The sequence below is a fragment of the Rhodococcus sp. USK10 genome, from assembly GCF_019378875.1.
GTDB classification, from domain to species: domain Bacteria; phylum Actinomycetota; class Actinomycetes; order Mycobacteriales; family Mycobacteriaceae; genus Rhodococcus_F; species Rhodococcus_F pseudokoreensis.
Genome location: NZ_CP076048.1, coordinates 2,623,923 through 2,644,397 on the forward strand (window position 1 = coordinate 2,623,923; position 20,475 = coordinate 2,644,397).

Annotated in this window: 19 protein-coding genes and 1 pseudogene; 8 read left to right on the forward strand and 12 right to left on the reverse strand. The window is 68.1% G+C overall.

Annotated features, from left to right (window positions below):
• Window positions 1–79: 79 nt before the first annotated feature.
• The 4 genes from I1A62_RS19105 to I1A62_RS19120 all read right to left on the reverse strand — a co-directional run bounded on the left by I1A62_RS19105 (window position 80) and on the right by I1A62_RS19120 (window position 4,152).
• On the reverse strand, window positions 80–1,132 hold the full coding sequence (locus tag I1A62_RS19105; RefSeq protein ID WP_219461269.1) for an alcohol dehydrogenase catalytic domain-containing protein: 1,053 nt from the start codon (window positions 1,130–1,132) through the stop codon (window positions 80–82).
• A complete protein-coding gene (locus I1A62_RS19110) occupies window positions 1,129–2,181 on the reverse strand; it encodes a Gfo/Idh/MocA family protein (RefSeq protein ID WP_219459431.1) in 1,053 nt (350 codons plus the stop codon). The genes I1A62_RS19105 and I1A62_RS19110 overlap by 4 nt, the downstream gene beginning before the upstream one ends.
• Complete coding sequence (locus I1A62_RS19115) at window positions 2,178–3,530, reverse strand: MFS transporter (RefSeq protein WP_219459432.1); 1,353 nt, start codon at window positions 3,528–3,530, stop codon at window positions 2,178–2,180. Before I1A62_RS19115 ends, I1A62_RS19110 begins: the two co-directional genes overlap by 4 nt.
• Before the next feature lie 196 nt (window positions 3,531–3,726).
• A complete protein-coding gene (locus tag I1A62_RS19120; protein ID WP_219459433.1) occupies window positions 3,727–4,152 on the reverse strand; it encodes a pyridoxamine 5'-phosphate oxidase family protein in 426 nt (141 codons plus the stop codon).
• A gap of 152 nt (window positions 4,153–4,304) precedes the next feature.
• On the opposite strand from I1A62_RS19120, the gene I1A62_RS19125 reads away from it, so the two are divergent.
• The gene (locus tag I1A62_RS19125) at window positions 4,305–5,357 is read left to right on the forward strand and encodes a Dyp-type peroxidase (RefSeq protein WP_219459434.1); all 1,053 of its coding nucleotides are present in this window, start codon (window positions 4,305–4,307) and stop codon (window positions 5,355–5,357) included.
• Complete coding sequence (locus tag I1A62_RS19130; RefSeq protein WP_206009665.1) at window positions 5,354–6,160, forward strand: family 1 encapsulin nanocompartment shell protein; 807 nt, start codon at window positions 5,354–5,356, stop codon at window positions 6,158–6,160. The genes I1A62_RS19125 and I1A62_RS19130 overlap by 4 nt, the downstream gene beginning before the upstream one ends.
• Window positions 6,161–6,174: 14 nt before the next feature.
• Here the strand turns inward: I1A62_RS19130 and I1A62_RS19135 are convergent, their stop codons facing one another.
• From I1A62_RS19135 to I1A62_RS19150, 4 genes are read right to left on the reverse strand one after another with little or no spacing between them, the layout of a single operon-like run.
• Window positions 6,175–7,509: a hypothetical protein gene (locus tag I1A62_RS19135; RefSeq protein ID WP_219459435.1), complete on the reverse strand. Its 1,335-nt coding sequence runs from the start codon at window positions 7,507–7,509 to the stop codon at window positions 6,175–6,177.
• Entirely contained in the window at window positions 7,506–7,868 is a 363-nt protein-coding gene (locus I1A62_RS19140; protein WP_219459436.1) for a hypothetical protein, read from the reverse strand. Before I1A62_RS19140 ends, I1A62_RS19135 begins: the two co-directional genes overlap by 4 nt.
• Window positions 7,869–8,063: a hypothetical protein gene (locus I1A62_RS19145; RefSeq protein WP_124391049.1), complete on the reverse strand. Its 195-nt coding sequence runs from the start codon at window positions 8,061–8,063 to the stop codon at window positions 7,869–7,871. It lies immediately after the preceding gene.
• On the reverse strand, window positions 8,060–9,910 hold the full coding sequence (locus I1A62_RS19150; RefSeq protein WP_219459437.1) for a hypothetical protein: 1,851 nt from the start codon (window positions 9,908–9,910) through the stop codon (window positions 8,060–8,062). Before I1A62_RS19150 ends, I1A62_RS19145 begins: the two co-directional genes overlap by 4 nt.
• A 263-nt stretch (window positions 9,911–10,173) precedes the next feature.
• Between I1A62_RS19150 and I1A62_RS19155 the strand changes: the two genes are divergently transcribed.
• Window positions 10,174–10,686 carry a CGNR zinc finger domain-containing protein gene (locus I1A62_RS19155; protein ID WP_124391047.1) on the forward strand — a complete coding sequence of 171 codons (513 nt, stop codon included), beginning with the start codon at window positions 10,174–10,176 and terminating at the stop codon, window positions 10,684–10,686.
• 10 nt (window positions 10,687–10,696) lie between these two features.
• Here the strand turns inward: I1A62_RS19155 and I1A62_RS19160 are convergent, their stop codons facing one another.
• The 3 genes and pseudogenes from I1A62_RS19160 to I1A62_RS19170 form a co-directional block, all read right to left on the reverse strand.
• Complete coding sequence (locus tag I1A62_RS19160; protein ID WP_124391046.1) at window positions 10,697–11,128, reverse strand: VOC family protein; 432 nt, start codon at window positions 11,126–11,128, stop codon at window positions 10,697–10,699.
• Between the two features lie 9 nt (window positions 11,129–11,137).
• Window positions 11,138–11,595: pseudogene (locus I1A62_RS19165) on the reverse strand (helix-turn-helix domain-containing protein).
• Between the two features lie 19 nt (window positions 11,596–11,614).
• A complete protein-coding gene (locus I1A62_RS19170; protein ID WP_219459438.1) occupies window positions 11,615–12,784 on the reverse strand; it encodes an LLM class flavin-dependent oxidoreductase in 1,170 nt (389 codons plus the stop codon).
• A gap of 137 nt (window positions 12,785–12,921) precedes the next feature.
• Here I1A62_RS19170 and I1A62_RS19175 point away from each other — a divergent pair, with 137 nt between their 5' ends.
• The 3 genes from I1A62_RS19175 (at window position 12,922) to I1A62_RS19185 (ending at window position 16,725) form a co-directional block, all read left to right on the forward strand.
• Window positions 12,922–14,247 (forward strand): MFS transporter, encoded by a 1,326-nt coding sequence (locus tag I1A62_RS19175; protein WP_124391044.1) that lies wholly within the window; start codon window positions 12,922–12,924, stop codon window positions 14,245–14,247.
• 124 nt (window positions 14,248–14,371) lie between these two features.
• Window positions 14,372–15,079 (forward strand): TetR/AcrR family transcriptional regulator, encoded by a 708-nt coding sequence (locus I1A62_RS19180; protein ID WP_219459439.1) that lies wholly within the window; start codon window positions 14,372–14,374, stop codon window positions 15,077–15,079.
• Complete coding sequence (locus tag I1A62_RS19185; protein WP_124391042.1) at window positions 15,076–16,725, forward strand: FAD-binding dehydrogenase; 1,650 nt, start codon at window positions 15,076–15,078, stop codon at window positions 16,723–16,725. Before I1A62_RS19180 ends, I1A62_RS19185 begins: the two co-directional genes overlap by 4 nt.
• A 43-nt stretch (window positions 16,726–16,768) precedes the next feature.
• On the opposite strand, the gene sfnG is transcribed toward I1A62_RS19185, so the two are convergent.
• Window positions 16,769–17,884 carry a dimethylsulfone monooxygenase SfnG gene (sfnG, locus tag I1A62_RS19190; protein WP_206009640.1) on the reverse strand — a complete coding sequence of 372 codons (1,116 nt, stop codon included), beginning with the start codon at window positions 17,882–17,884 and terminating at the stop codon, window positions 16,769–16,771.
• A gap of 100 nt (window positions 17,885–17,984) precedes the next feature.
• On the opposite strand from sfnG, the gene I1A62_RS19195 reads away from it, so the two are divergent.
• Window positions 17,985–19,250 (forward strand): acyl-CoA dehydrogenase family protein, encoded by a 1,266-nt coding sequence (locus tag I1A62_RS19195; protein ID WP_219459440.1) that lies wholly within the window; start codon window positions 17,985–17,987, stop codon window positions 19,248–19,250.
• A complete protein-coding gene (locus I1A62_RS19200; RefSeq protein ID WP_219459441.1) occupies window positions 19,247–20,470 on the forward strand; it encodes an acyl-CoA dehydrogenase family protein in 1,224 nt (407 codons plus the stop codon). Before I1A62_RS19195 ends, I1A62_RS19200 begins: the two co-directional genes overlap by 4 nt.
• The last annotated feature ends 5 nt before the right edge of the window (window positions 20,471–20,475 follow it).

The window sequence follows — 20,475 nt, forward strand, 5'->3', positions numbered from 1 at the left end:
GCCATTGCCACCGTCCACCCAGTGCAGGGTGGAAACGCTTACAGCGTAGCGCGAAGGCGGCCCCGGATCACGCGGACGCTCACTCCCCGCGCAACAACGCGCGCGTTCCGAGCAGTTTCCGCGACGTCAGCAGCACCTTGACGTGCCTGCTGCCGTTCGATTCGAGCTCCTCGACCGCGCGGCCGAATTCGTCCAGCGGGAACGTCGCGGTGTGCAGCGGCGACGCGTCCACCTTCCCCGACTCGAGCAGTCCGGCCGCGTCGACGAAGTCCTGCCGCACGTAGTTCCGGCACGCCACGACGGACAGTTCGCGGGCGTACAGCGCGCTGTAGTCGAGGGTCAGTTCGTGTCCGGGTTTCGCGGACGCGATCGCCACGTACCGGCCGCCCGGAGCCAGGACCCGCAGCGCCAGCCGAGCGGACTCCGGGGAGCACACCGTGTCGTAGACGAGGTCGACCGATTCCGTCCGGTCCCGGAGCCAGCCCTCGAGCACGTCGCCCGAGTCCGTCGTGAAATCGCTCATCCCGCACGCCAGGGCGGGCCGCTCGCGTTCGGTGTAGCGATCGACGCCGAACACCCGGACGCCCCGACTCCGGGCCACCAGCGTGGTCGCGAGACCGATCGCCCCGGTTCCGACGACCAGCGCGGTGTCCCCCGCCGACACGCCGCCGCGGCGGACGACGTGCACGCCGACGGCGAGGGGTTCGACGAGCGCCCCGAAACGGTCCAGCACCGCGTCGCTGACAGGCACGCACTGCGTCTCGGGGACGACGAACTCCTCACTGAAACACCCGCGTGGATCCGACAGCCCGAACACCCGGATGCTGGGGCAGTTGTTGATCCTGCCGTCCAGGCACGCGCGGCATCGGCCGCACCCCGTGGTCGGGTAGACCATCACCGGCTGTCCGACGGCGAGACTCGTGCCCGGGCCCACCCGCAAGACGCGTCCGGCGCATTCGTGGCCCAGCACCGTGGGGTACGCGGCGACGGCGTTCCGGCCACGCAGATGCGACAGGTCGCCGCCGCAGATCCCGGCCGAGTCGAGAGCGACGAGCACCTCCCCCTCACCGGGTTCCGCGACGTCACCGCGGTCGAGGCGATAGTCGTTCGGACCGTCGACCCGAATACTCAAGACTGACATGCACTTTCCCTTTCCTCGGAGACGATGTCATGCGTCTCCTCGGAGACGACGGCCGGCGTTGTGCCTGCTGCGGCGGACCGGTAGGCGGCGTCGATCACCGACTGCACGCGCAGGCCCGACCGGGCGTCGGCCAGCGGCGCCGCCCCCGCCGCCCAACTGGTGAGGACGTCCTCGTACAGCGACCGGAACCACGCCGTCATCGACAGCGGGTCGGGTCCGGACGCGTCGACGGACCCGTCGACGAGCGTGCGGGCACCGTCACCGATCAGGACGAGCGAATCACCCACCAGCCGAAGCTGTCCCGCGTCACCGAACAGGTGGATCGTCTCGGCGCCGCCCGGCCAAGACGCCGTGCTCGCCGTCACCGACGCCGCATGCGTGCCCTGGTCGATCAGCAGGTGGATCGTGTCCTCGGCCTCGAGCCGCCCACGACTGGTGGCGGTCGCGGCCACGACACTGCGCGCCGGTCCGGTCAGCGACAGGTAGAGGTCGAGGGTGTGGATGGCCTGGGTGATCAGCACTCCGCCGCCGTCGCGGTCCCAGGTGCCGCGCCCGGCCGCGGCGTAGTAGGAATCCGGCCGCCACAACGGAACGGTGACGGTCGCCGAACGGAGCGTGCCGATCACGCCGTCCGCGAGCAGTTGCCGGGCGCGGCCCGCCGCCTCCTTGTAGCGGTGTTGCAGCGTGACCGCGGCCCGAACACCGGTCCGCTCCGCCACGTCCACGATCGCCTGCGCATCGGGCAACGAGGCCGCCAGCGGTTTGTCGATCACCAGGTCCAGACCGCATTCGGCCAGCGCCGACGCGACCGCGAGGTGACTCGACGGCGGCGTGACCACCACGGCAGTGTCGGCGTCCAGGGCCTCTGCCGCGTCGAGACTCGGAAGGATTCGCGCCTCAGGTGCCAGTCGGCGGGCGGCGGCCGCCCTCTTCTCGTCGCGCGTCACCACACCGACCACGTCGGCGCCGACCGCCCGCAGGGCCGTGAGGTGCGCGGCGCTCGCGAGACCGGCGCCGATCACCACGACACGTCGGGTCACGATGCCGCCTCGGCGTGGGTGCGCGCACTCACGCTCCGGCCGAGGGTCTCGGGGAGCAGGGCGATGCCGATCAGACCCACCACGCTCAGGCCCATGAGGTAGCTCGCGACGAGCCAGGGTGTTCCGCCGGCGACGGCGACGAGGGCCGTGGCGACCAGCGGAATCGTGCCGCCGACCACCGCGGCGGGGATCTCCCGGGAGATCGCGATGCCGCTCCAGCGGATCTTGGTAGGGAACAATTCGGAGAGCAGCGCGCCGCCAGGTCCGGACGTCGTGCCCTGGACGAGGCAGATGCCGAGGATCAGCGCCAGCCCGACCATCCACGGCGACCGGGTGTCCAGCATCATGAACATCGGGAATGGGAAGACGATCCCGAAGACAGCGCCGGCCAACAGGACCGGCTTGCGGCCGATCCGGTCGGCCAGGCGGCCGAAGCCGAGGATGACGGGGATGGCACAGAACTCGGCGACAATCAATCCGATCAGGGCCTGGGTGGAATCGACCCCGAGGGTCTTGGTCACGAACGACAGCGCGAAGACCTGCATGACGTAGGCCCACGGAATCACGAAGCTGAACAGGGCGAGTCCGCACAGGATCTGTCGCCAGTGGTTGCGGACCGCCTCGACCAGAGGTGCACGGTCGACCTCACCGTGCTGGGCGGCCTCCTCGAACACCGCCGTCTCGTTCACCTTCAGTCGCAGGTAGCCGGCGACGAGAACGATGACGGCACTGGCCAGGAACGGAATACGCCAGCCCCAGGACAGGAAGAGGTCGTCGGGCATCAGCGTGAGCACCGCGAAGATCGCGGTGGCGCCGCCGGTTCCGACGTAGATCGCGGCCCCCGGATACGCGCTGGAGAGTGCTCGCCGGGAACTGTCGGTGGATTCGGTGACCATCGTGATCGCCCCGGCGAACTCGGCGCCCGCGCCTGCGCCCTGGAACAGGCGGAGGACGATCAGGAGAATCGGCGCCCAGATGCCGATCGCGTCCGCGGTGGGCAGTGCCCCGATCAGCGTCGTCGAGGCGCCCATCACGAGCAGGGTCATGAGGAGCATCGGCTTGCGGCCGATCCGGTCACCGAAGTGCGCGAAGACCAGCCCACCGATCGGGCGGGCGCCGAGGCCGACGGCGAACGTCCCGAAGGCGGCCATCGTGCCGGCGAGGGATCCCGCCCCGGGGAAGTAGAGGGGCCCGAAGACGAGGGCGGCCGCGAGACCGTAGAGCGTGAAGTCATACCACTCGATCACGGTTCCCGCCGCGCTCGCCTTGATCACCCGGCGGCGTTGCTGCCCCGCCGACCCGTGCGGCACCGCGGTCGACCGCTCGGTGCCGAGTTCGGTCATGCCCATCGAGAACTCCTGACTGTTAAGGGGAACTGCCGGAACCCGACTACTATGACCCACGTCACCGAATTTGTAAACGCTTTCTCGGTTACGCAACGGGATTCCCATTCACACAGTTCACAGCTATATGCTCGACGTATTACGACCGGAACCCGTCAGATACCGCTTTCTCTCGCAGGGTTAGACGGGGTCGGCCCCACGGTCAGACGGAACCCATGTCCGCCGACAGCCAGCGCTCGGGGCGGAGGTAGATGGCGACCTGTTCGCCGAGTTCGGCCCTGGCGAAGTCGAGATAGCCGTCGACCTTGTCCGGCGCGAGGTAGCGCTCGGTGATCTCCCGCAACTGGGCGTCGGTTCCCGGGACCGCTCGCGCCACCGCTCCCTCGACGGACACGTACCGGACGGTGGGGTCGACCCGTTCGACCATCATCGTGAATCGCCCGGCCGCCTCGATCAGGCGCGCCTTCTCCGAACCGGCGCCGGTCAGTACCCACAGCTCACCTCCCGGGGCGTACTGATACCAGATGGGGACCGTCAGAGGTCCGCGGCTCTCACCGGCGGAAACCGACAGCGCCGCAATGTGCGGCTCGGACAGGAACTGTTCGCGCTCGGACACAGACAATGACATGACCTCGACGATAGGAGCCCCCGCCGACACATTCCGGGGGTCCGCGGCGGCGCGCGGGCCTATCGAATGGAACCTGACGGTCCGAAACGGTTAGATGGGACCTGAGGTTCCGGACAGTGCAGCGTCGTACGTCGGAGTGAACGGAGACACAGATGCCAGGCACAGTCGCGAGATTGGCACCCCAAGCAGTCCTCACTCCGCCCAGCCCTGCCTCCCTGTTCCTGGTGCTCGTCGCCGGGCCCTCCGACGAAGACCGCGCGACGGTGTGCGACGTGATCTCCGGCATCGACGGACCGCTCAAGGCCGTGGGATTCCGCGAACTCGCCGGCTCCCTGTCCTGCGTGGTCGGTGTCGGTGCGGAGTTCTGGGACCGCGTGAGCGCGTCGTCGAAGCCGGCCCACCTGCACCCGTTCGTCCCGCTGACCGGACCGGCCCACAGCGCGCCGTCCACACCCGGCGACGTGCTGTTCCACATCAAGGCCGCCCGCAAGGACCTGTGCTTCGAACTGGGCCGCCAGATCGTCTCCGCACTGGGGTCCGCCGCCACCGTCGTCGACGAGGTGCACGGCTTCCGCTACTTCGATTCCCGCGACCTCCTCGGATTCGTCGACGGCACCGAGAATCCCACCGAAGACGACGCGTCGGACGCCGCGCTGATCGGCGACGAGGACCCCGACTTCCGGGGCGGCAGTTACGTGATCGTGCAGAAGTACCTGCACGACATGGGCGGGTGGAGCACGCTGAGCACCGAGGAGCAGGAACGGGTCATCGGGCGCACCAAGCTCGACAACATCGAACTCGACGACGACGCCCAGCCGAGCAATTCGCACGTCACCCTCAACAGCATCGTCGACGAAGACGGCGTCGAGCACGAGATCCTGCGGGACAACATGGCATTCGGCAGTCTCGGCGAGGCCGAGTACGGCACCTACTTCATTGGGTACGCCAAGGATCCCGCCGTCACCGAGCTGATGTTGCGGAGAATGTTTCTCGGCGAGCCGCCCGGAAACTACGACCGCATCCTCGACTTCTCCACGGCGGCCACCGGCACGTTGTTCTTCGTGCCGAGCCGGGAAGTGCTCGAATCGCTCGGCGACGCACCGGCCGTCGCGGAGCCGGCGCCCGAAGACCCGGTCGAGCCCGCCGCGGCCGACCCGTACGAACTGTCCCTGAAAATCGGTGGTCTCAAAGGAGTATCGCAATGAGTGATTCGAGCAATCTGCACCGCAACCTGGCACCCGTCACCGAGGCGGCCTGGCAGCAGATCGGCGAAGAGGCCACCCGCACGTTCAAGCGCCACGTCGCCGGCCGGCGCGTGGTCGACGTCGCGGGACCGTTCGGATACTCCTACTCGGCCCACAACCTCGGCCGGGTGAAGCCGATCAAGACTTCCGACAGCAGGATCCGCGCCCAGCAGCGGCAGGTCGACCCGCTCGTCGAACTCCGGTTCCCGTTCACCCTCAGCCGCGCCGAGGTCGACGACGTCGCCCGCGGTTCCCTCGACTCCGACTGGCAGCCCGTCAAGGACGCCGCGAAGGCCGTCGCGTTCGCGGAAGACCAGTCGATCTTCCAGGGATTCGACGAGGCCGGCATCCGCGGACTCGGACCGTCCAGCGACAACCCGGTTCTCAGCCTGCCGGAAGATCCGCTGCTGATCCCCGACGCCGTCGCCTCCGCGCTGTCGGCGCTGCGACTCGCCGGAGTCGAGGGACCGTACTCGGTGGTGCTCGACGCCGACGCGTACACCGCGGTCAGCGAGACCCGCGACGAGGGACATCCGGTGTTCCACCACCTGCGCGACCTGGTCACCGGCGACATCATCTGGGCACCCGCCATCAGCGGTGGATACGTGCTGTCCACGCGTGGTGGCGACAACCAGTTGACCCTCGGCACGGACCTGTCGATCGGCTACGACAGCCACACCGCCGACGAGGTCACGCTCTACCTCGAGGAGACGTTCACGTTCGCCTCGCTCACCGCGGAGGCGGCAGTCGTCCTCGCACGCTGACGCACCCGGGGCCGTCAGCCACCGAACAGCAGGTACAGCCCACCGAACGTGTAGGTGACCATGGTGAGCAGCAGTGCCAGCTGCCCGGTCAGCTGATGGCCCCGCGGCAGGAGCCGCACAGATTTGTCGTGTGCAGCAATCACTCCCAGCACGTGTCCGGCGAGGACGAACAGCACCTTGATCGACGCCGAGGCGGCCGGATGCTCGGACAGCACGTACCAGACCTCGGCGTCGCCGAGCCCCAGCGGGTTCCATCCCCGCCCCAACGGGTCGGCCAGCAGGATGACCGTCGCCTGCCCCTTCTCCACCAGATACGTCAGATAATGCGCGAAGACGTAGCCGATGATGATCGGGATCAGCGAATGCGACAGCTGCCCCGGGAGAGCGGCGCGCTGCTCGGGCCGCAGCCCCGCTGTGGCCCGCGAGGCCACCCAGAACGACACCCCGACGAAGCCGACGAAGACCAGGAGCCCGGCCGTGCGCGCGAGGGTGGCGCCGATCGGGGAACCGATCCCGTCCACCAGACGAGACCACCAGGGGAACGCCGAGAAGCTGTCGAAGGCCGTGGACCCCAGCAGGGTTGCCATCAACGCGACCGAGCCGGCGCGGACGGGCATCGACCCCAGGTGGTCCAGCGGGTTGCGCAGGACGATCCGTCCGCTCGGCCGGTCGCGGCTCAGCGGAGACAGCCGCGACGCCAGCGTGCTGTACACCTCGAACGGGTCGCCCCGCTCGCACCAACGCTCGCCGCACAGAAACGCCCCGGCCGTCGTGACCACGACATACACGAGCAGCCACGTCCGCACCGCGGCCACGGAACCCGGGTCGCCGGAGGCCAGTTCCAGCCAGACGAAGGCGAACAGTCCCGCGACCGCGGGCCGGTAACCCCACGAGTTGCGGTACCGCGCATCGTTTTCCGCCGGTGAGCGGCCGATCGCCGCGCACACCGACCGGTGCACGGTGCGGACCGGGGACAGCACCCGCCAGACCGGCCCGAACGCCAGCGACGCCGCGACCAGCCCCACCCAGAGCAGCACGTAGAACGCGCCCGGCAGGGCGTTCTCCGACGATTCCGCGGGTCCGAGGAAGGCGGCGAGGGCCACCCACACCGCGAACACCACACCGACCGCGGCCAGCACGTTCCGCGTGGCCTGCGCGTCGGCGAACCGCGTCACCCAGCCCGGCAGCCTGCGCCCCGGGTTGTCCGGATCCAGCTTCGGGGTGCGCCATGCGAACGCCAGCACCACGAAGGACGCGGTGAGCGCCCAACTCGCCCCGATCAGCGCATACGTGAACGGGATGGGAAGGTCGGTGGATCCGCCGAGACCGTGCGCGAGAACAGCGGTCATGGACGCACGAGCAGCGTGGCCACCGTCTTACCCGTGTCGTGCAATTCCACTGCCACCTGACCCGGAACATCAACGGAGAACTGGGTTTCCTGCGTTCCGGGGTGAATCTCGAACGAGTGCTCCGGAACCGCGTGCACGTGCAACTCGTCGTCGGCGTCGCTGTCGATCCGCACCGTGACGGTCTCCCCCACCGTGGCCTCGATGCGTTCGTTGTCCGGTGTGACCGTGCCGTTCTCGATTACGACGTCGATCACGACACCGTCCTCCGTCGCCGGGGTGTCTTCGTCACCTCCGCAGCCCGACACCAGAGCGACGACGACAGCGGGTATCGCGACAAGTCCGGCCAACCGCCTGATCACCTAGTTCTCCTCTTCGTTTTCACTCGGGCCGTGCTTCGCGTTCTCGGCATTCTCGGCGGCTTCCGCCTTGCGGTCCCTGACCGCCAGGTAGATGACCAGTCCGGCCACCAGGAACGCGGGGACGAACGCCGGAATCGCCAGCAGCACCGAATGATCGGCGAGATAGGCGACGTCCGGATCGTGCACCGGGTTCATGTCACCGTCACGTCCTCGCGGGTGCCGGTGGCCGCCTGCCCCTGCGTGTACTTGCTGATCCGGCCCGCTCCCCACGCCAGAGCGGTGATCAGCGCCAGGGTGCACACGAGCACCACCAGTGATGCGGCGCCGAACAGCCAGGACGGGTGGTCGAAGTTCCGCTCCCGCTGCAGGATGGTGATCTCCGGGACGAAGTCGCGGGTCGAGGATTCGACGGCGGGCAGTTCCTCCGCGCCGATGCCCGGGTCGCTGGGCAGGTAGATCGGGACGGCCGTCATGGTGCGCCCGTCCTGCACACGCAGCAACGTCTTCCACGTTCCGTGGACCGGGACCGGTTCGTGCGTCCGGTAGGTGCCGGGACCGGTGCGTTCGAGCCGGTCGACCGTGAAACCGTTGCCCAGTCCGGGGCCGCCCTGCCAGGACAGGATGGACACCCACGCCGGATCGTCGCTCGCGAGATCGGACGGGTCGATGCGCACCTCCGCGTCGACCATGCGGCCGCCGTCCGGGGCGGCCTCCGTGAGAGCGATCGTTGCCGTGGCGTTGTCCGGGACCGTGGTGACGAGGCCGTTGGCCGTGGCACCGGCAATCACCACGACGGTGGCGACGACGATGGTGCGGCTGATCGCGGGGCGCGGAAGCCCTTCGGATCGGAGCACCCGCGCGAGCAGCGCGCCGCAGGCTCCGGCCGCGATGCCGACGGGCACGGCCATCGCCAGCGCCTCCGGCCACATGCTGGTGGGCCAGGGGTAGATGTAGACGGCGTCGATCCACAGCGACTCGAGCCACAGCCCGACCGTCGCGACGAGGAGACCGCCGACGGCACCGAACGCCACCCGATTCTTGACCAGCGGTGTCAGAGCGAGCAATTCGATCACCACCGCGGCGCCGAGGCACAGTTCGAACACGTTGGTGGGGGCACCGAGAACCGGTCCGACCACCAGAGCCGTGATCGCGCGGACGACGCCTGCCACTGCCACGGCCACGATCGCCGCGAACGGTCCGAGGACGATGCGCGCCGCCACCAGGGTGAACGCGGCCGCTCCGGCGATCATCATGGGCTGCAGGACGAGTCGGAACTGTTCGACGCCGAAGTCGTATTCGATCTGGAAGACGGACAGGCCGATGAGCAGGCCGCCGAACATGCCGCACCGCAGGAACCAGATGAGTCTGCTGTCCGGCTTCACCTCCCCGGGGGTCGCCATCCGGCCCTCGTAGTCCAGGAGCAGGACGCCGATCAGCGACAGTCCCGCACCGCCGATCAGCATCAGGTGCGTCGGCCCCCACAGCGTGACGTCCTGACCGAAGATGCGGTGCCAGACGTCGTCGAGCGGAAACCCGATGAGGGCGTACAGACCCGCTCCCGCCACGAGGACGCCGCTGACCGGGACGTACCAGGTGCGGGTGATCTTGATCGCCGCACGGCCGGGTTTCTCGTCGCGCGGCAGGATCATCGCCAGCATTCCGGTGATGAACAGCAGGAAGAGTCCGACGAGGATGAAGTAGTGCGCGGGGTTCGCGAGCGGCCCGTTGTCGCGGCCTCGCCCGATGTGCAGGCTGACGTCCCAGATGAAACCGAAGAACGCCGTCAGGATGGTCCCGACGAACGTCACCAGGGGCAGGGCCACCCACGGGGGACGGTCGAGTGCACGCGACGCCGCGTCGGCGATCGTCTGCAGCCACGTGATCTTGCGTGTGCGATGCAGGTACGCGACCCACAGCAGACCCACGGTGATGATCGCCGTCGCCACCGTGATTCCGATGATCTGGTCGAATGCCGCACCGCCACCCTCCCCGCCCGACTGGGCAAGAATAAGCGAACTCGGAGTAACAGTAACTTGGCTCACGTGGTGATTATGTGCGTCTCGTCCCGGAAATGCCAGACCCTCGACCCGGAAACCGGCGGTCCGTATACAAATCTATTCAGATCTGCGATCGAACGTAGATACGGCTAGATTCCCCTAGCGACGCCTCGAGCAGCGACAACTGCCACCGACCGCACGCACAGCCGAGGTAGGTGACCACGCCCGTGCTCGTTCGATGCCGGGATACTTCCTGCCAGTCGTGTTCGTGATGTTCGCTCATGCACCCAGCGTGATGTAATGGCATTGTGCATCTCAACCCTTACGGGGAGTATGCGGTCACGCTCGCCGCCGACCTCGCGAATCGCCCGCCCGACTCGACCGGCGAACTCGTCGACCGATGCGTCGACGCCGGCATCGTCGTCGACTTCCCCGTCACCGACGACGACCTCGCCGACGTGCTCGGCATGCTCGACCGGTGGTCGGCCATAGCCGACGCCACGAGCGACGAAGACCGGGCCGAACAGGTCAACCTCCTGCTGACGAAGGCGTCGGCCTACCCGCGACTGACCAACCACGCCGGCGACGGCTGGCACCTCCACTACCGCGACGACCAGCAGTCCCTGGCCGGCGTCCTCGAGGCACTGTTCTCAGTCGGCACCGCACTGCACCTCGTCGGCCGCGGCATGCACCGGCTCGGCCGCTGCGCGCTCGAAGAATGCACCGCCATCTACGCCGACACCTCGCGCAACGGCCGTCAGCGGTACTGCTCACCCAAGTGCGCGAACCGGGACGCCGTACGACGCCACCGGGCGCGCTGACTCGTGTCCGTCAGTGCGCGAAATCTTCCCCCGTGTACTCCCGCTTCTCCACCAGCACCAGCCAGTTGCCGGAGTTGTCCCGCATGACCGCCTCGATGCCGTAGGGCCGTTCGGCCGGCGGCTGCGTGAACTCGACACCCTTCGCGACCAGATCCTTGTACGTCGCGTGACAGTCGGTGGTGGTCAGCCCGAATCCGCCCATCGTCCCGCTAGCCAGCGACCGGCGGACCGCCTCCGCCATGTCGGCGTCGAGAGGCGGCCCCGGCCGCATCAGTGTGACCTCGAGCTCCGGGTGGTCGGGGTGCAGGATCGTCACCCAGCGGAACCCGTCGCCCATCGTGACGTCGGTGCCCGGGGCGAAACCCAGTGTGTCGATGTAGAACTTCTTCGCGTCGTCCTGGTCGGTGACCCACAGGGTGACAAGCGAAACGTTGGTGATCATGCGACCAACCTATGTCCGGAGCGGACAACGGCGCTTCTCCGAAATTGCGGTGTTCACCGGCGGTCGCTCAGCCCGTGCATGAACACGTAGCACCCGGGGATGCGCGGCGCCCCGTGCTCGGCGAACTTCGCCTGGTACACCGACGGTGACGTGCCTACCAGCTGACGGAACTTGGCACTGAACGACCCGAGGCTGGTGTACCCGACGAGGTGGCAGATCTCCGTCACCGTCAGGTTCGTCGCCCGCAGCAGATCCTGGGCGCGCTCGACGCGGCGCTCCGCGAGATACACGCCCGGCGTCCGGCCGTAGACCGCCGCGAAACACCGGAGGAAGTGGTACTTCGACACCCCCGCCGTCGCCGCGAGTTCCGGCAGATCCAGCGGCGAGGCGTAGTCACGGTCGGCGAGGTCCCGGGCACGGCGCAGGTGCGGGAGTAGTTCCTCGGGGACCCGCCCGACCGTCGCCATGCCCCCAGTCTGGCAGCGGCTACCGACTCGAGGACAGGAACGCCGTCGACCCCGACAGATCCCCGGGCCGGTGGGTGCGGGACTGCACGAGCCCGCGGCGTTCGAGGATCGGCCGGACACCCTCGCCGAAGTTGTACGCCTCCTCCAGGTGCGGGTAGCCGGAGAGGACGAAGTGGTCGAGTCCGAGCGCCGCGTACTCGGCGATGCGGTCGGCGACCTCCTCGTGGGAGCCGACCAGCGCGGTGCCCGCGCCGCCGCGGACCAGCCCGACCCCGGACCACAGGTTGGGGGCCACCTCGAGGGCGCGCGCCCCACCGTCCTTCGAATAGGCGCTGCCGCCGCCGTGAAGTTCCCGCATGCGCCGCTGCCCTTCGGAACCCGAGCGGGCCAGGCTCTGCTGCGCCTGCTCGACCGTCGCCGGGTCGAGGGCGGACAGCAGGCGGTCGGCCTCGGCCCACGCCTCCTCGGACGTGTCGCGGCTGATCACGTGCAGCCGGATGCCGTAGTCGAGGGTGCGGCCCTGGACGTCGGCGAGGTCGCGGATCCAGGCGATCTTCCCGGCGACGGCACTGGGCGGTTCACCCCAGGTGAGGTAGGTGTCGGCGAACTGGGACGCCACGGTGCCCGCGGCCGGCGACGACCCGCCGAAGAAGATCGGTGGCACCGGGTCCGGGATGCGCTGCAACTGGGCGTTCTCCACCCGGATGTACTCGCCCACGTAGTCGACCGGTCCCGTTCCCGCCCACAGCTTCCGGATGACGTCGAGGAACTCGCCGCAGCGCGCGTAGCGCTGGGTCTTGTCGAGGTAGTCGCCGTAGGTGCGCTGCTCGTGGTCCTCACCGCCGGTCACGACGTTCAGCAGGAGCCGCCCCTGCGACTGCCACTGGAACGTCGCCGCCATCTGCGCGGCCAGCGTGGGGCTGAGCAGGCCCGGCCGCAGCGCGACCAGGAACTTCAGCGTCTCGGTGGTCTCCAGCATCATGGCCGTGGTGAGCCAGGCGTCCTCGCACCACGCGCCGGTGGGCGTCAGCACCGATTCGAATCCGCTCGACTCCGCCGCCGCGCCGATCTGGTTGAGGTACCGCAGCGTCGCCGGCCGGTCCCCCGCCATGGAACTCCCGTGACCACCTGCCATCAGGTTGCGGGAATCACCGTAGGTGGGAAGGAACCAGTGGAAATGAAGAGACACGCGCGATCCTCTTGTCGACGACAGATGGGCACCGCAGGCCAGTTCATCAACGACGGCGCCGGGGCGCGAGGGTTTCGATCACCGTGATTCGGAGGGGTGCGGCGCCGGCACGAACGGCGTTAGCGTCGCCCCCCGTTATGACTACGCTGTCCGACGCCCCGTACACGTCCACACCGGAATCCGACCTCGAGCGGCGCAAGCGGCTCCGCACCGTCGTCGCTGCCAGCCTGCTGGGCACGACAGTCGAGTGGTACGACTTCTTCCTCTACGCCACCGCCGCCAGCCTGGTGTTCAACCAGCTGTTCTTCCCCGATCAGAGTTCGTTCGTCGGCACCATGCTGGCGTTCGCCACGTTCGCGGTCGGTTTCGTGGTCCGGCCGATCGGCGGTGTCGTCTTCGGCCACATCGGCGACCGCATCGGACGGAAGAAGACGCTCGCGCTCACCATGTTCATCATGGGCATCGCGACCGCCCTGATGGGGGTGCTACCGACCGCCGCGCAGGTCGGGGTGATCGCGCCGGTGCTGCTGCTCCTGCTCCGCGTCCTGCAGGGATTCGCGCTGGGCGGTGAATGGGCGGGCGCCGTGCTCCTCGCCGTCGAACACAGTCCCGCGAAGAGGCGCGGCATCTTCGGCAGCATCCCCCAGATCGGTCTGGCACTGGGACTCGCGCTGGGCACCGGCGTCTTCGCCGCGTTGCAGACGATCTTCGACGACGCCCAGTTCCTCACGTACGGCTGGCGAATCGCGTTCCTGCTCAGCCTGATTCTCGTGTTCGTCGGATTCGTGGTCCGGCTGAAGGTCGAGGAGACTCCGGCGTTCCAAGAGGTGCACGACCTCGAGAAGCGCTCCTCCGCTCCGCTGAAGGACGTGTTCCGCGGCCGGGTGCGCCGCGGCAGCATCCTCGGCCTGCTCTCCCGGTGGGGCGAGGGCGCCGCGTTCAACACGTGGGGCGTCTTCGCGATCACGTATGCCACCAAGAATCTGGAGTTCGCCAAGATCCCGGTCCTCCTCGTTGTCACCGTCGCCGCGACGATCATGGCGGTACTTTTGCCGTTCTCCGGCCTACTGGTCGACCGGTATGGCGCCAAACGGATCTACCTCATCGGGATCGGGGCCTACGGACTCGCCGTCTTCCCCGCGTTCGCCCTGTTCGGGACGGAGAATCTCGTCCTGTTCGGCGTCGCGATGGTGCTCGTGTTCGGCGTCGTCCACGCCCTCTTCTACGGCGCGCAGGGCACGCTGTACGCGAGCCTCTACCCCACCGAGATCCGCTACACCGGCCTGTCCGTCGTGTACCAGTTCTCCGGGATCTACGCCTCGGGCATCACGCCGATGATCCTCACCGCCCTGATCGCCGCCGGCGGCGGAACCCCCTGGCTGGCCTGCGGGTACCTCGTCGCCACCTCGGTCGTCAGCGTCGTGGCGACCGCCCTGATCCGGAAGCAGGACCTCTACCTCTGAGGCGCCTCTACCTCTGAGACCGCCGACCTCGCCGAGCGGACTGCGCTGACCGATTTCGATACACCGGTGTATCCGATACGCTAGTGTATCGACGGTTGCTGTCGACCCGATCGGAGGAGAGGCCATGCCGACGTCACCGGCCCGCTCCTCCGAGCCTGCCACCGACACACCCCGGAGGGTGACGAAGCGACGCGGCCAGACCCGGCAGCGACTGCTCGACGCCGCCGTCGAGGTGTTCGCCGAAAACGGCTTCGGACGGTCGACGGTCGAGCAGATCTGCGAACGCGGCGGGTACACGCGCGGCGCCTTCTACTCCAACTTCGCGTCGCTGGACGAAATGTTCTTCGCCATGTGGGAACAGCGCTCCAGCGCGATGCTCGCGCACATCCGGCAGGCCGCCGACTCGTCGAGCATCGACCTCTCCGGGCTCTCGCCCGCCGAAAAGCTTCGTACCGGAACCGAACTGGTGCTCGACGTCGTCCCCGTCGACGACCAGTGGTACCGGATCAACGCGGAATTCACCGCCCACGCCCTGCGCAACCCGGCACTGAAGAAGGCTCTCGCAGCCCGCGAGCACACCATTCTCGACACCATCGTGCCGATCCTCGAGACAGCCCTGCACCGACTCGGGCGCCGCATAACCGGCGATCCCCGGGTGCTCGGCCGCGCGCTCGTGGCTCTCCACGACGGCACCAGCGTCCAGTGCCTCATCGAAGACGAGAACGCGGCCGCCCGGGAACTGCGCGTCGAACTGTTCACCCGCGTCGTGGCCGCCTACACCGAACCCGACACCACCCACACCCACACACACCGGAAAGAGGGGTCCTCGTGACCGAACAGGCTGATGTGATCGTCGTCGGCGCAGGACTGGCCGGACTCGTCGCCACCTACGAGATGGTCAAGGCCGGCCGGAAGGTCCTCGTCGTCGACCAGGAGAGTTCGGCGAATCTCGGCGGCCAGGCCTTCTGGTCGCTCGGCGGCCTGTTCCTCGTCGACAGCCCCGAGCAGCGGCGCCTCGGCATCAAGGACTCGTACGAACTGGCGATCCAGGACTGGATGGGCACCGCCGCCTTCGACCGAGAGCGTGAAGACCAGTGGCCGCGGTTGTGGGCGCAGGCGTACGTCGAATTCGCGGCCGGCGAGAAGCGGCAGTACCTCCACGACCTCGGACTGCGGTTGATGCCGAACGTCGGGTGGGCCGAACGCGGGCGCGGATCCGCACTCGGACAGGGCAATTCCGTTCCCCGATTCCACATCACGTGGGGCACCGGCCCGGGCGTCGTCGAGGTCTTCCTCACCCGCGTCGTCGCCGCGTCGAAGCGGGGACTCGTCACGTTCAAGCACCGCCACCAGGTCGACGAGATCGTCGTCACCAACGGCGCCGCCACCGGTGTGCGCGGTACCGTCCTCGAACCGTCCACCGAGGCACGCGGTGTGAAGAGTTCGCGAACCGCGGTCGGGGAGTTCGAATTCTCCGCGCAGGCCGTGGTCGTCACGTCCGGCGGCATCGGCGGCAACCCCGAACTGGTCAAGAAGAATTGGCCCGCACGACTCGGCAAGGCCCCCGAGAACATGCTCGCCGGCGTCCCCGCGCACGTCGACGGCCGCATGCTCGAGATCACCGAGAACGCCGGCGGCAACATCGTCAACCGTGACCGCATGTGGCACTACACCGAGGGCATCCAGAACTGGGACCCGATCTGGCCCAACCACGGTATCCGCATCATCCCCGGCCCGTCGTCGATGTGGTTCGACGGCAACGGCACCCGCCTGCCCAGCCCGAACTTCCCCGGTTTCGACACCATGGGCACCCTCGAGCACATCGTGAACAGCGGCCACCACCACACGTGGTTCGTCCTCGACCAGAAGATCATCGAGAAGGAGTTCGCGCTGTCGGGGTCCGAGCAGAACCCCGACATCACCGGCCGCGATTTCAAGCTGCTCGCCGAACGACTCAAGAAGGGCGCCCCCGGTCCCGTCGAGGCGTTCAAGCAGCACGGCGCCGACTTCGTCGTCCGCGACAACCTCCGCGACCTCGTCGACGGCATGAACGCCCTCACCCCCGACGCACCGCTGAAGTACGAGGACCTCGAACGTGAAATCGTGGCCCGCGACCGGGAAGTGAAGAACGCCTACACCAAGGACTTCCAGGTGATGGCGATCCGCAACGCCCGGAACCTGCTGGCCGACAAGATCACCCGCGTCGTGAGCCCGCACGAGTTGCTCGACCCCAAGAACGGTCCCCTGATCGCGGTCCGGCTGCACCTGCTCACCCGCAAGACCCTCGGCGGCCTCGAGACCAACCTCGACTCACAGGTGATCCGGCCCGACGGCACCCCGTTCGAGGGTCTCTACGCCGCCGGCGAGGTCGCCGGATTCGGTGGCGGCGGCGTCCACGGGTACAGCGCGCTCGAGGGCACGTTCCTCGGCGGGTGCATCTTCTCCGGCCGGGCCGCAGGTCGCGCGCTGGCCCGGTAGGCGGCTCCGCCGCCCGTGCGTGGTTAGCGAGTCCCTGGACTCCTTAACCACTCACGGGTGCGAGCCTCTCGGACGCCTCCAGTTCGCGGACCAGCGGCAGGACGTTGGCCCCGAAGTATTCGATCTCCTCCTGGAAGTGCAGGAATCCGCCCAGGATGAGGTCGACTCCGCGACGGCGGTATTCGACGATGCGCTCGGCGACCTGCTCCGGCGTCCCGATCAGCTGAGTGCGGAATCCGTCGTTGTACTGGACGAGATCCTCGAACGTGGAATCCGCCCACATCCCCGACTTGTCGGCGGTGGACGCCCCCGCCTGCTGGACGGCGGATCGGAAACCCTCGACCGCAGGCTTGTTGGCCTTCTCGATGATTTCGCGGAGGGTGTCGCGAGCTTCCTTTTCGGTGTCGCGGGCGATGATGAAACCGTTGAGCCCGAACTTCACTTCCCGGTCGTGCTCGCGCGCCACCCGCCGTACGTCGTCGATCTGCTCGGTGACGCCGTCGTAGTCCTTGCCGTTGCTGAAGTACCAGTCGGAGTAGCGGCCCGCGTTCTGCCGGGCGGCGGCGGAGTTGCCGCCCTGGAACAGTTCCGGGTTGGGACGGTCGGGGGTGTTGAGCGGTTTCGGCTTCAGGGTGAAGTCGTGAATGCGGTAGAAATCGCCGCGGAAATCGACGTCGTCCTCGGTCCAGATCTTGCGGAGCACCTGCAGGAATTCGGCGCTGCGCCGGTACCGTTCGTCGTGTTCGAGCCACGGCTCGCCGAGGTGGGTGAACTCGTCCTTGAACCAGCCGCTCACCACGTTGACGGCGAACCGGCCGTTGGAAAGGTGGTCGGCCGTGGCCCCCAGTTTCGCCAGCACGGCGGGCTGCCACAGGCCGGGGTGGACCGCGGCGATCACCTTCAGCCGCTCGGTGGCGAGCAGGAGCGCGAGGCTGAAGCTCGTCGACTCGTGCTGGAATTCGGCCCCGTAGCTGGCCTCGTACCGGACCTGGCTGAGCGCGTACTCGAACCCGTTGTTCTCGGCGGTCTGGGCGAGTTTCTTGTTGTACTCGTAGTCCCAGCTGGTGCGCTGTTCGATGTCGGACGTGACCAGCCCGCCACTGACGTTGGGCACCCAGTAGGCGAACTTGATCTGCTCAGCGATGTGTTCGGTTGACATACCCAGCATGGAACCCGCCCGCCGGGCAGACGCCCACCCTTCCAATCAGCGCGCGTCCAACCCTTCACCGGGCACGCGAGACCGTGTGAGGTTCGACGGCATGACAGCCGTACAGGAACGAAGAGCTGCACAGCCCATCGCGAGCGAGACCGACTGGGACACGCTCGCCGCCAGGTTCCGTCCCCTCTTCGCCGACATCGCCGAAGGTGTGGTGGAACGCGAACGCGACCACGTCCTCCCCTACGAGCAGATCGACGCCCTGAAGAAGGCCGGGTTCGGGGCGGTACGCGTGCCGCGATCCCACGGCGGGTCGGGCGCGAGCATCCCCCAGCTGTTCCGGCTGCTCGTCGAACTGTCCGCGGCGGATTCCAACATCACGCAGGCCCTGCGCGGACATTTCGCATTCGTCGAGGACCGCCTCGTCGCCGCCGACGGTCCCGACCGCGACACGTGGCTTCGGAGATTCGCGGACGGTCAGCTGGTCGGCAACGCGTGGACCGAGATCGGCGACGTCCCGCTCGGTGAGGCGAACACCAAGGTGTCCCCCGTCCCCGGTGAGGCCCATTTCTTCGCGAACGGGACGAAGTACTACAGCACCGGTTCGATCTTCGCCGACTGGATCGACCTGTACTCGCAGCGCACCGACACCGGCGCGTTCGTGATCGCCGCGGTCGAGGCACGCCAGCCTGCGGTCACACACAGCGACGACTGGAACGGATTCGGCCAGCAGACCACCGGCTCCGGCACGTCGACGTACGAGAACGCGATCGTCCAACCGGAGAACATCTTCGACTTCTCCACCCGGTTCAAGTATCAGACCGCGTTCTACCAGTTGTTCCACCTCGCGACGCTCGCGGGCATCGCGCGGGCGGCGACGGACGCGATCGCCCGCCGGGTGGCGACCCGCACCCGCACGTTCAGCCACGGCAACGCCCCCACCTACGCGCTGGACGCGCAGATCCAGCAGGTGGTGGGCGAGGTGTCGGCCGCCGCGCACGCCGCCGAGGCGATCGCACTGCACGCGGCGGAACCCGCCCAGTGGGCGTACGAGGCCGCGTTCACCGGCAGCCCGGACGAGGAGAAGTCCGCCAACATCGCCGCCGAGATCGCGTCGGCGCAGGGCCAGATCTCCGCCACCGCGATCGTCGTCCCCGCCACCGCCAAGATCTTCGACGCGCTCGGCGCGTCCGGGGTGAGCCGCGAGTGGGACCTCGACCGCTTCTGGCGGAATGCACGCACGGTCGCCAGCCACAACCCCGTGGTGTTCAAGGCCAAGGTCGTCGGCGACTACGAGATCAACGGAACCGAACCCGTCTACGTGTGGGCCATCGGCACCGCACCGACCGCAGAGGGAGACAAGGCATGACCGTCATCACCGAAGAGAAGATCTGGTCGGACGCCCCGGCCACCGCCGACGGCTGGATCGCGCGTGCGCGTGAGGTGAGCGTGATCCTCGCTCGCGACGCCGTCGAACGCGACCGCGCCGGCGGTGCACCGTTCGAGGAGGTCCGGCTCCTGAAGGACAGTGGGCTCGTCACCCTGCTCGGGCCCGCCGAATTCGGTGGCGCCGGACAGCCGTGGGAGACCGCCTACCAGGTGGTCCGCGAGATCGCGCGCGGCGACGGTTCCATCGGACAGTTGCTCGGCTACCACTACCTGTGGGCGTGGGCCGTGCGACTCGTGGGCACCGCACCGCAGATCGGGGCGGTCGAGGAGTTGTACACCAGCAACCGCTTCCTGTTCGGCGGCGCGGTCAACCCGCGCGACACCGACCTCACGATCGTCGACCGCGGCGACACGCTCGTCTACAACGGGGTGAAGTCGTTCTCGACGGGCGGCCGCGCCACCGACCTCACCGTGCTCGAGGGCATCATCGAGGGCACGGCCACGCACGTGTTCGCGATCGTGCCGACGGCGCAGGACGGCATCGTGTTCCGGGGTGACTGGGACAATCTCGGACAACGCCTCACCGACTCCGGCACGGTCGAGATCAACGACGTCGAGGTGGACTGGTCGGGGGCTGCCGGGTTCGTGGACAAGGAGTTTCAGCCGCTCGTCTACAACACGCTGAACTTCCCGGCGCTCGAGATCGTGTTCGCCAACTTCTACGTCGGCATCGCCCGCGGCGCACTGGACACCGCGGCCGAATACACCCGGACCCGGACCCGTCCGTGGCCGTACGGCGGCGACGACAAGGAACTGGCGACCGACGAGTGGTACCTGCGCGAGGGCTACGGCGACCTGCAGTCGAAGCTGTGGGCGGCCGAGGCGTTCGTCGATCAGGTGAACGGCGAGGCGAACGCGGTGCTGCACGACGCGCGGGAGAACCTCACCGAACAGGCGCGCGGGGATCTCGCCGTCCGTATCGCCGCCGCCAAGATCCGCGCCGCCGACGTCGCCCTCGAGATCGGCACCAAGGTGTTCGAACTGACCGGTGCGCGTGCCACGTCCAACACGGTGGGTCTCGACATCTTCTGGCGGAACGTGCGGACGCACACTCTGCACGATCCCGTCGCGTACAAGCGGCGCGAGGTGGGCGGCCACCTGCTGACCGGCGAACTGCCCGAACCCACCTGGTACACATAACGATT